We start from the raw sequence: 9,433 nt of genomic DNA on the forward strand, positions 1-9,433 counted from the left end.
CTTCCCTCCGAGGGGCGAAACAGCTTTCTTTCAAGCTGTCGGGATAGTTTGCATGCAGGGCAAACAAAAAGAAACTCACTGCAAAACAGTGAGTTTCTCTCCCCTTAACAATTAAACCAAATAATGTAATTAAATATCTATTCTGTTTTTACACAGATGAACTTTTTAAAAGCTCGAGACACTTAATCATTAAGTGTAATGTAAAATTACATTATTAAATATTTACTTTTATATTATTTCGCCTAAAGGGATGCTTTTTTCGATAAACCTGCAATTTCTTTCGATTAATATCCTAAAGCTTTATCAATACGTTTATAAATAGCGTTGACTTGTTCCAAATATCCTCCACCAAATAGATTGGTATGCACTAGCAAAGGATAGATATTGTATACTTCCAAACGCTCTTCTATTCCTTTTTCCCACGGAAAAACTTCATTATACACCTCAAAGAACAGTTTATCAAAACCTCCAAATAATGTAGTGAAAGCTAACTCCGCTTCTCTATGCCCATAATAGACTGCCGGATCAACTATACAGGGTTGTCCCTGACTATCATACATTGTATTACCACTCCATAAATCACCATGCAGCAGTGCTGGCTTTTCTTCAGGGAAGTAATCTTTAAGCAGTGAACGCAACGCATTTGTGCTTTCTATATATTTCTGTGGAATCACGCCACTTTTCACCCCTAAATTGACTTGAGGTAAAAGACGTTCTTCTATAAAAAAATCTAACCAATTTGATTTATTTTGGTTGGACTGCGGAAGTTTACCAATGTAGTTATCATTGACTCCTCCAAAGCTGTCATTACTGTTTTTATGCAATTCAGCTAACCTCACCCCTAGTTCTTCCCAGTAATTGACGGAAGTCCGCCTGCTATCAATATACTCCAAAAGTAAATATTGTGTAGTCTGAAAAGTACCTAAACCAATCACATTCGGTATTGTGAAACGGGATATCTGATCTAACAACTCCAGTCCTTCTTTCTCCGCTTCAAAGAAATGAATTGGCATTTGCTGATTCACTTTTAAGAAATACATACCTTGATTGGTATCCATTTTAAAGACATCATTAATACAACCTCCAGAAATAGAAGAAAATTCTTGCAACTGAACACTTCCTCCTAATTCTTTCTGCAGTATAGATTGATAAAAAGCATGTGGATCTGTCTGCATACAACTATCACATTAAAATAAATCACGATTTTTTGAGTCAATGTTTCAATTTAATCAAAAGTTGCTTCTCCTAAACATCCTCAAACTGTAATTTATACTATAGTTTTTATCAAACATTAGAATTTGATATTATCTTTACTGAAAGTTATGCTAGATATATTTTTTTTTACATGCATCTAATTTATAAAACCTTCTTAGTAATCACTACTGTTCTTTTGTTGTCAACATCAACATTTGCACAAAAAAACATTCTTAAACCTGCCAGAATCTCTGCCGGTATCAAAGGAGGTTATTACTCTACATCAATTGGTTTCTTTCCTGCTATCAGTACCAAACCCCAAACTGCTCCAAGTTTTGGCGTGGTCATGAAATATCATGCAGAGAAGTTTTTCGGAGCACAACTTGAAGTAAATTATAATGGTATTGGCTGGACTGAAGTCAACCGTTTTGATATCACACAAGACATCTATACAAGGAAATTTGAATACGTTCAGATCCCCTTCCTCTCACATATTTATGTTGGTAAGAAAAACCTTCAATTCTTTATTACATTGGGGCCTCAGTTTGATATTTTATTAAACGAATCCAAGGAAATAATCACAGATATTAATGATCAGAGTTATGATTATTATGACAGGCCCCCAAGTCCATTTACCATTTCACTTGCAGGCGGTGCTGGATTGAACTTCATCACTAAATATGGTCATTTTCAGGTAGAAGGCCGTTTTGCTGCTAGTATGATGAATGTGTTAGAAAATGAAGGGAGAACTTCAACCGACCGCTCTAGTTCTGTATTAGGCGGTATTTCTTTTTCTTACTTGATCCCGATCAGCGGATGGAAAGAAAAACCGAAAAAGGATAACAACAGTGGAGAAGGAATAGAACAACCTAATGAGAGTGGCTGGGAAAATAGAGACTAGACTAACAATACAACTCTATTTATAAAAGCTAAACAAACCAATGAAAATAAGAAAATTAAGCATCTCAAATTTTGATGAAATACTTGAATGCTTCTTAAAATCTTTTGATGACTATTCCATCAAAATGCCAACCGAAAAGGAATATTACCAACAAAGATGGAGTGCTGCTAAGGTCGATTTCAACCTCTCTTATGGCATGTATGACAACAACAAACTCGTCGGTTTTGTGATTCATGCCATTGATAAAAGGTTCGGAATTCAAACGGCCTTTAACACTGGAACAGGTGTTATCCCAGAATACCGCGGCAAAAAAATTGTCAAATCAATTTATGATTATGCCAAAGTGGATTTGAAAGAAAATGGAGTCGAGCTTATTATTCTTGAAGTACTCACAGATAATGATAAGGCTATCCGTGCATATCAAGGTGTCGGTTTCAACATTACGAAGGAGTACAAATGTTATTCAGGAAAGATTCAACTTAAAAGCAACCTACAGATTGAACTGAAAAAACACTCCCCATCACAATACGATTGGGAAAAGTTACCTGAGCAAAATATATACTCTTGGGATTTTCAAAAGGAAACAATCGTTGCTGGAGGATATGTTCTTTATGAAGTTATGAACAATGGTGTACCTGAGTCTTATTTCATTTTTCACCCAGAGAAAAAATACCTCGCTCAATTTGATGTTTTCATGACAAATAATAATGAATGGGAAAGGTTATTCAATGCAGTTCAACAAGTGACTGATGAAATTAAAATCATTAATGTAAACAAAGATTTAAGTGATAAAATTAATGCTATCCATTTGAGGAAACTACACAACTTTACGGATCAATATGAAATGGAATTACCACTAAATAAATTGTAATCTAAGTTTTCATCATTTACATTTTTAAGCATAAAAAAACACCTGTAACAACTTTAATGTTACAGGTGTTTTTGTGTGCAGTAAATGACTACCTTTAAATACTATCTTCTTTCGATTTTAAATAGGAGATAATTTCGTCTGCTGCTACTTTATATGTTTTGTCAAGCTTTGCACTCTTGAAAGAATGTAATGCTAAATCGTATTCCTTCTCTTTCATGGCTACAATCCCTAATGTGAAGTAATACTTCGACTTTGTTTTTACATCCAAGCCATTGTATTTCACCAACTCATTAAGCACATCCATTGACTCTTTAGTGCGGTTTAGTTTAAACAACGCCACTGCTTTTGTGTACTTAACGATATAATTGTATTCATCCAAAGCAAGCGTCTCATCACACGACTTAATAGCGTCTAAATAGTGTTCCGACCCTAATTGCCAAGTTGCTACATCCTGATATGTCTTCACTTTCATTTGCTCATCATCAAGGTTATCAATCATATGATAAGCCTTTTGAATCTGCTCTGTTTTATCAGAAGTCACCTCTGCAATTTTAATTTGAAGCTCATGCACTTTCAAATTACTTTGATCTTGCTTTAATGCTGTATATAAAAGGTCTGTAGATTTCTCGAAATCATAGATTTCATAATAACATAAAGCTACCCAGTATTTATATTCAGGAGTGAATTTTAAAACAAGTTTTCGGTAAGAACCATAATTGGCTTTATCTATAATACCTTCCAACTTGTCATATTCCTCAAGGTTGTAATAAGCATAGCCTAATTCATAGTAAAATCTTGCTAGATGACTCTTATTACTTGACTTCACATATTCTAGTGCCTTATGAATATCATCTACCGCTTTAGGGTATTCTTTATTCATATTATAAAGCTTCGCTGAATAATAAAGTGCCAAGTAATTATTGGGTGCAACTGCTAAAACATCGTTGATATGAGGTCGAACCTTATCATATTTCTCCTGTTTAAAAAGGATCATAATGATCTGATTCTTAGAGACCACTTTTATTTTCTCTGTATCATTAAGTTGGAATGATTTATCAAAATAATAAATCGCATCATCCAAATAATCTTTTCTTAGATAAAGGTTGGCGATTTGGAAATTCATCACGCCATTGTCTGGAAAAACAGAAAGTCCCTCCAGAAAAGTATCAATTGCATTATTGAATTGTTTTAATGCAACCTGACATTTTGCTTTTCTTAAAAAATATTTCTCTTGAGTAGAATCATATTTGATCGCTAAGGTATACTCATCAATCGCTTTTGTAAATTGTTTACTATTAAATAGATTTTCAGCTTTTACAAAATGATCCAAGGCTTTATCCGTTTGGGCAAATAAAGTAGTGGATGTTACAAAACATACGAAGAGTATAAATATTTTGAATAGTGTTCGAGCCATAATAAACAAGTACATTGAGTTTGTGCCTCCTATATTTTAATGCTAGTCTAGTTAACTTTTGATGTTAGTTCAGACTAAAATTCACAACATTAGAAAATTACATCCCTCTAAAATAAGAGATTTTTTTGGAATAATAACGATTATCCAACTTCAATTATTATTGAGGAGTTAAATTTATGAGTAAAATTTCTCGTCAGAAAAGTCTCTCTGCAACCAATTTACCATGTCCTTTTCGTAATCATCCTTATTGTAGTCCGTGGAGGCAAGGGTAATAGAAATGGCATCTTTAGAGAAATATAAAGTTCTCCATACATGAGGAGGAAGGTACAATCCCTGTCGGGGGCTGTCTAGTAGATAAACACACCTTTTCATGTCTTCCAAAATCACTTCTACCTCTATACTACCTTGAATGGCAACAATCACCTCTTCTGTTTCTTTGTGAGCATGGTTTCCTCTTACAGTGTCTTTGTTGGCACCGTGGGTCCAGAATACCCTTTTGATATTGAACGGAACCTGAGTTATTTCACTAACGGGTGTAATAAAGCCCTCATCATAAGAGCCAAATTCGTCTAATTCGATAATACGAGGCAAAGTGTTAATAATTTCTTTTTTATTGAGAGTCATCGCACTTAATAATAAATAGCCCTCCCAGCGGGTTGAATGCGCTGGGAAGTGAATAGTAAATTACTTTAAATAAGTCCAATCTTCTTCTTGATTGCACTTGGAATCGCGTCTTTATGTACCATTACTGATACTGTTTTCATCTGAATGTAGCCTTCAGACATATATAAGTATCCACCAAAATCATTGGAAGTTGTTCCCCATGAGTTTTTAGTGACATAATATTTTTTACCATCATTGTCTTTCACAATCCCTACGATGTGCATCAAGTGATCATCAGTAGTGACATAATTTTCATAGGCTACCTGACGGGCTTCAACAGTGACTTGAGGTTCAACACCGTTGGCGTCTTCAATAGTTGCTCTACCTTTTTTATGTGAAAACGATTTTTCACTCACATCTCCATCCCATGCTAAAGAATACCCTTTATCCAATGCATTATCCATCACAGTCTGCAGATCTTCCAAAGGCAAGTTATAATAAATGCCATCCGACCAGTTGTCAGGAATATCCAACACACATGGCTTATAATCGGCATGATTTGTAAATGAAGTTAGCTCCACATAATCATTCGGATCAAAATCCATTGCTTTGGCAAACTCCTGAGGCGTATACTCTTTTCCTTCTACTGTGAAAGAAGCAGGTTTTACTCCCATATAGGCATCAAGCACTGACTCTAAAGCGGACTTCCATTTTGTAGAAAGCTTCTTTGATGATGATAATGTGTTCAGCATACTTTCCATCACACCAAACAGCTCCTGATGATCATGCATCCCTTTTTCACCACCTTTCCCATCATAAACACTGTTGGGTACAAATCCTTTTTCCTTGACAACATTCATTACATCATGTGCCAATCCTCCTTCTCCAAACTGTGCTTTTCCGTGTCTTCTTATATATTTTTCAGCTTTTTCAGGGTAAGTATTTCTTACAAAATACATTTCTGAAAGGTCAAATTCTCCTTTTCCTTTTCTCATCAACTCAGACTCGATAAATGAAGTTGTAGAAAAACTCCAGCAAGTCCCCGTTCTCCCTTGATTTTTTACGGGCGTTGTTTTCACCTGATGAACCACCTTTAATTGCGTTCCGTCAACAATTGCATCGTTTTGAGCAAAAGCAGCCACAGTCGAAATACCAGCCATTAATACAGAAGCCACTACACTTTTAAAAGATAGCGTTTTCATATTCTAATATTTATATAATTTAGATAAATAATACCATTTAAAGGTATCAAGGTTACAATATACTTTTATTTTAGCTTAAACTCTAATTTCATAAGGTAAAATTCCCACCACTTAAAAAATAGCATTTAATTATGGTTTAACTTTCATAAACATAATACTTGTACAGTTGAAAAAATTATGGAACGGGATCGTAACCACTGCCTCCCCAAGGGTGGCAACTTTTGATTCTTTTGATGGCTAACTTCCCACCTTTTTTGAGTCCGTGTTTTTTCAAGGCCTGAATTGTATACTCCGAACAAGTGGGAACATACCTACAAGATGCGGGGGTGTAAGGTGAAATCAACAACTGATAACCCCTAACCAAAATCACTAAAATCTTCGAAAATACCTTATTCATATTCGCTTATTCGGGTACAAGTCGCTATAAAAAACCCCTTTTTTGGCCTTTTTAGAGCGATCCAATGATAAAATGTAATAAAAAGGATGATCTTTATTCACTTTGCCAATGTAATTATATAAATTGCAAGTGCAAAAAGTAATATTTAATATTTACTAACAAATAACCAACTGCAACCATGAGTGTATTGGTCAATAAAGACTCAAAAGTAATTGTTCAAGGATTCACGGGATCTGAGGGCACTTTCCACGCCGAGCAAATGATTGCTTACGGCACAAACGTAGTAGGTGGTGTAACTCCAGGTAAAGGAGGACAAACTCACCTAGATCGTCCTGTATTTAATACTGTAGAAGATGCAGTAAAAGGAGCAGGTGCTAATGTTTCTATCATTTTTGTACCGCCAGCATTTGCGGCAGATGCAATCATGGAAGCGGCAGACGCTGGTATCGAAGTAATTATCGCAATTACAGAAGGTATCCCTGTTGCAGACATGGTTAAAGCCAAAAACTACTTAAAAGGTAAGGAAGTAACGCTTATCGGACCAAACTGTCCAGGTGTAATTACTCCAGGTGAAGCAAAAGTAGGTATTATGCCTGGTTTCATCTTCAAGCCAGGTAAAGTAGGTATCGTATCTAAATCAGGTACTTTAACTTATGAAGCTGCTGATCAAATTGTGAAAGCAGGATATGGCGTTTCTACAGCTATCGGTATCGGTGGTGATCCAATCATTGGTACTTCTACAAAAGAAGCTGTGAAACTTTTAATGGCTGATCCTGATACTGACGCAATCGTAATGATTGGTGAGATCGGTGGTAACTATGAAGCTGAAGCTGCAAAATGGATCCAAGAACAAGGCAACCCTAAACCTGTTGTAGGTTTTATTGCTGGTCAAACTGCTCCAAAAGGACGTAGAATGGGTCACGCAGGTGCTATTGTAGGTGGTGAAGATGATACTGCTGAAGCAAAAATGCGTATCATGGAAGAATGTGGTATTGCTGTATCTAAGTCTCCAGCCAACATCGGTGAAACTTTAGCAAAACTTTTAGTTGAAGCGTAAGCTCTTTTAGAGTTTCAATCATAAAAAAGCTCAATGGACTATTTATTGGTCATTGAGCTTTTTTTTATTTCTGATGATCACATCACCTATTATGATCACTGTTATACACTTGCTTAATATAAATGTGAAAATTTCAGGTTGATCTACTGTAGATTTGCGATTTTTTCGTTTTGCTGATTAAATCTTCATCATGTGAAGTATTAATAATCTCCAAGAGGTTAAAACTGATTTTATAAACTAATTCATTGGTAAGTACAAAGTCAAAAATAAATCATAGTTAATTCTAATTTATTTTTTGTGAGTACAACGCTAAAAAACGTATTAATAGTGGTTCTATTATAAGTTTTTTGAAGGAAGTAATCACAAAGAACACTTGGACTAGAAATAAAATTCACCTTTCTTTTTACTATATTTAAACTCTAATCAAACATAATTTCACTTTCTATGAAGCAAATAATTCTAACTCATTTGATTCTTTTCATCTCATTTACATTCTCTTTCGCTCAAGACGAAGTGGCTGATTCAGATGAAAAAGTTTATACCATAGTAGACCAACAAGCTCGCTATAAAAACGGCATGGCAGATTTATACCGATTCTTTAATGAAAATCGAGAATATCCTAAAGAGGCTATTGAAAATAAAGTCGAAGGAAAAGTATTCGTTAATTTCATTATTGAAAAAGATGGCAGTATCTCTAACGTAAAAGTACGACAAGGTATAGGTTCTGGATGCGATGAAGAGGCCATCAGACTAATGGAGCTTTCTAAAATATGGACTCCTGCTCAGGAAAAAGGAGAAGTTGTAAGAATGAATATGACATTGCCTATTCCATTCAGTCTGAAAACGAAAACAGTAGAAAAGAAAACTATTCAAGTTTACTCTGGAAGTTTAGATTAAATTGAGAGTATAAAAAAACACTGACAGCATTCAGTATATACTTTTGCTGTCAGTGTAAATATCCATGAAGAAGGGCTACTAGGCACTAAAGAAAGCGTTCGGTAAACACTCTCTCACCCCCTCACCTTCAATCATTATTTTATTTTCTTTCCTTTCTTGATTTTATCTTCAAGGTCTTTTATCTGATTATCAGCTTTATCCAATTTCTCTTTTTGAGCTTTGTATTCCTTTTCCGATACCTTTCCTTCTTTTTTATCTTTCTCTAATTTTTCCTTCTTATTTTTCACCTTCTCCTTTGCCTCGGAAACTTTCTTTTCATTCACATCAATAGCATCATCAAGTTCCTTTTTCTTAGCCTTAGATTTTGCTTCAGATGCTCTTTGCTGACCAAATTCTTTTCCTTCTAAATCACCTTTATTCTTTCCATAAGCATTTCCATTATTGGATTTTTCAGATTTCTTTCCCTGTCCATTATTCCCATTTTCGGCTTTCATCTCCTGACCTTTCCCCTTTTTGGATTTTTCGGCTTTCATCTCTTGCCCTTTCCCTTTGTTCTCCTTCTCCTCCTCGTCATCATCATCATCGTTTTCAGATTGATGTTTTGAGTTTCCTTTTCCCTTACCTTTTCCTTTTCCGTTGTTTCCTTTCTGCTCCTTATTTGCTTTCGCTTCCTGTGATTTACCTTGTGCAGAAACAACCTCAATATTCAACAAGAATAGAGAGATGATCATTAATCCTATAACTTTCTTCATTTTCTAGTTCAATTCGTTTAATAGTTGATCCAATTTTTGGTAATGGATGATTTAGGTTGATTCTTTGTTATATGTATATGAGACATTACAAAGAAATACGTTGTCCTCACTGTGAAGGCAACGATATAGTGAAAAATGGTCATAG

10 protein-coding genes are annotated in these 9,433 nt (G+C 35.0%); 4 read left to right on the forward strand and 6 right to left on the reverse strand.

Going from position 1 to position 9,433, the window contains the following annotated elements; genetic code table 11:
* Positions 1-284 precede the first annotated feature (284 nt).
* Positions 285-1,175 carry a fructosamine kinase family protein gene (locus tag HHU12_RS31840; protein ID WP_169660781.1) on the reverse strand — a complete coding sequence of 297 codons (891 nt, stop codon included), beginning with the start codon at positions 1,173-1,175 and terminating at the stop codon, positions 285-287.
* Between the two features lie 170 nt (positions 1,176-1,345).
* Between HHU12_RS31840 and HHU12_RS31845 the strand changes: the two genes are divergently transcribed.
* Both HHU12_RS31845 and HHU12_RS31850 read left to right on the forward strand, forming a co-directional pair.
* A complete protein-coding gene (locus tag HHU12_RS31845) occupies positions 1,346-2,095 on the forward strand; it encodes a porin family protein (protein ID WP_169660782.1) in 750 nt (249 codons plus the stop codon).
* A gap of 40 nt (positions 2,096-2,135) precedes the next feature.
* On the forward strand, positions 2,136-2,966 hold the full coding sequence (locus HHU12_RS31850; RefSeq protein ID WP_169660783.1) for a GNAT family N-acetyltransferase: 831 nt from the start codon (positions 2,136-2,138) through the stop codon (positions 2,964-2,966).
* A gap of 94 nt (positions 2,967-3,060) precedes the next feature.
* On the opposite strand, the gene HHU12_RS31855 is transcribed toward HHU12_RS31850, so the two are convergent.
* The 4 genes from HHU12_RS31855 to yidD form a co-directional block, all read right to left on the reverse strand.
* Positions 3,061-4,380 (reverse strand): tetratricopeptide repeat protein, encoded by a 1,320-nt coding sequence (locus tag HHU12_RS31855; protein WP_169660784.1) that lies wholly within the window; start codon positions 4,378-4,380, stop codon positions 3,061-3,063.
* A gap of 174 nt (positions 4,381-4,554) precedes the next feature.
* Entirely contained in the window at positions 4,555-5,004 is a 450-nt protein-coding gene (locus HHU12_RS31860) for a sugar 3,4-ketoisomerase (protein WP_169660785.1), read from the reverse strand.
* Positions 5,005-5,069: 65 nt separating this feature from the next.
* A complete protein-coding gene (locus HHU12_RS31865; protein ID WP_169660786.1) occupies positions 5,070-6,185 on the reverse strand; it encodes a C1 family peptidase in 1,116 nt (371 codons plus the stop codon).
* A gap of 175 nt (positions 6,186-6,360) precedes the next feature.
* Positions 6,361-6,582 (reverse strand): membrane protein insertion efficiency factor YidD, encoded by a 222-nt coding sequence (gene yidD / locus HHU12_RS31870; protein WP_169660787.1) that lies wholly within the window; start codon positions 6,580-6,582, stop codon positions 6,361-6,363.
* Positions 6,583-6,760: 178 nt separating this feature from the next.
* Between yidD and sucD the strand changes: the two genes are divergently transcribed.
* Together sucD and HHU12_RS31880 are read left to right on the forward strand one after the other, a co-directional pair.
* Positions 6,761-7,639 (forward strand): succinate--CoA ligase subunit alpha, encoded by an 879-nt coding sequence (sucD, locus tag HHU12_RS31875; protein WP_169660788.1) that lies wholly within the window; start codon positions 6,761-6,763, stop codon positions 7,637-7,639.
* Positions 7,640-8,083: 444 nt separating this feature from the next.
* Positions 8,084-8,536 (forward strand): energy transducer TonB, encoded by a 453-nt coding sequence (locus HHU12_RS31880; protein ID WP_169660789.1) that lies wholly within the window; start codon positions 8,084-8,086, stop codon positions 8,534-8,536.
* 134 nt (positions 8,537-8,670) lie between these two features.
* Here the strand turns inward: HHU12_RS31880 and HHU12_RS31885 are convergent, their stop codons facing one another.
* A complete protein-coding gene (locus HHU12_RS31885; protein ID WP_169660790.1) occupies positions 8,671-9,288 on the reverse strand; it encodes a hypothetical protein in 618 nt (205 codons plus the stop codon).
* Positions 9,289-9,433 lie beyond the last annotated feature (145 nt).

The organism is Flammeovirga aprica JL-4, assembly GCF_012844305.1.
GTDB classification, from domain to species: Bacteria; Bacteroidota; Bacteroidia; order Cytophagales; family Flammeovirgaceae; genus Flammeovirga; species Flammeovirga aprica.

Coding starts and splice junctions, on each gene's coding strand:
- HHU12_RS31840 (WP_169660781.1), bottom strand. CDS start 1,175: ATGCAGACAGATCCACATGCTTTTTATCAATCTATACTGCAGAAAGAA.
- HHU12_RS31845 (WP_169660782.1), top strand. CDS start 1,346: ATGCATCTAATTTATAAAACCTTCTTAGTAATCACTACTGTTCTTTTG.
- HHU12_RS31850 (WP_169660783.1), top strand. CDS start 2,136: ATGAAAATAAGAAAATTAAGCATCTCAAATTTTGATGAAATACTTGAA.
- HHU12_RS31855 (WP_169660784.1), bottom strand. CDS start 4,380: ATGGCTCGAACACTATTCAAAATATTTATACTCTTCGTATGTTTTGTA.
- HHU12_RS31860 (WP_169660785.1), bottom strand. CDS start 5,004: ATGACTCTCAATAAAAAAGAAATTATTAACACTTTGCCTCGTATTATC.
- HHU12_RS31865 (WP_169660786.1), bottom strand. CDS start 6,185: ATGAAAACGCTATCTTTTAAAAGTGTAGTGGCTTCTGTATTAATGGCT.
- yidD (WP_169660787.1), bottom strand. CDS start 6,582: ATGAATAAGGTATTTTCGAAGATTTTAGTGATTTTGGTTAGGGGTTAT.
- sucD (WP_169660788.1), top strand. CDS start 6,761: ATGAGTGTATTGGTCAATAAAGACTCAAAAGTAATTGTTCAAGGATTC.
- HHU12_RS31880 (WP_169660789.1), top strand. CDS start 8,084: ATGAAGCAAATAATTCTAACTCATTTGATTCTTTTCATCTCATTTACA.
- HHU12_RS31885 (WP_169660790.1), bottom strand. CDS start 9,288: ATGAAGAAAGTTATAGGATTAATGATCATCTCTCTATTCTTGTTGAAT.